At 55.5% G+C, this 452-nt stretch carries 1 protein-coding gene; it reads right to left on the reverse strand.

Annotation, left to right across the window (positions count from 1 at the left end; genetic code table 11):
- A partial coding sequence (locus RHIZ70P_RS22670) for a MerR family transcriptional regulator (protein WP_115672812.1) occupies nucleotides 1-420 on the reverse strand: 420 nt, incomplete at its 3' end.
- Between the last annotated feature and the right edge of the window lie 32 nt (nucleotides 421-452).

Below are 452 nucleotides of genomic sequence, written 5' to 3' on the forward strand. Positions count from 1 at the left end.
GAAGACGGAATACGAGATGAGGTCGAGTCTCGTGGGCTCGGAGAGGTGTATAAGAGACAGGCATTCGGCCACGCGGCCACGGCCACACTCACTGATCATACGACGCAACTCATCACGCAATTTGAGAAGACGGGCAATCCGGCTTTCAACCGCCTCAAGCTGGTCCTGTGCAATCAGGCTCGCATCGTCGCACGATACCTCAGGCTGTTCCTGTAAGGCCAGCAACACTCGAACACTCGTCAGGTCAAAGCCAAGGTCGCGGGCATGGCGGATGAAGCCTAAGCGCACTGCGTCGGCGGGACTATAGGTGCGCCGCCCGTTCGATTGGCGAGCAGGCTTCGGCAAAACCCCAATGCGTTCATAATAGCGTATCGTTTCGATGTTTACGCCTGTCCGTCGAGATAGATCGCCAATCTGCATTTTTTTCCTTGCTCCTGTAGTCACTACAGGAT

Source organism: Paenirhizobium selenitireducens ATCC BAA-1503 (genome assembly GCF_900492185.1).
Classification (GTDB): Bacteria; Pseudomonadota; Alphaproteobacteria; order Rhizobiales; family Rhizobiaceae; genus Allorhizobium; species Allorhizobium selenitireducens_A.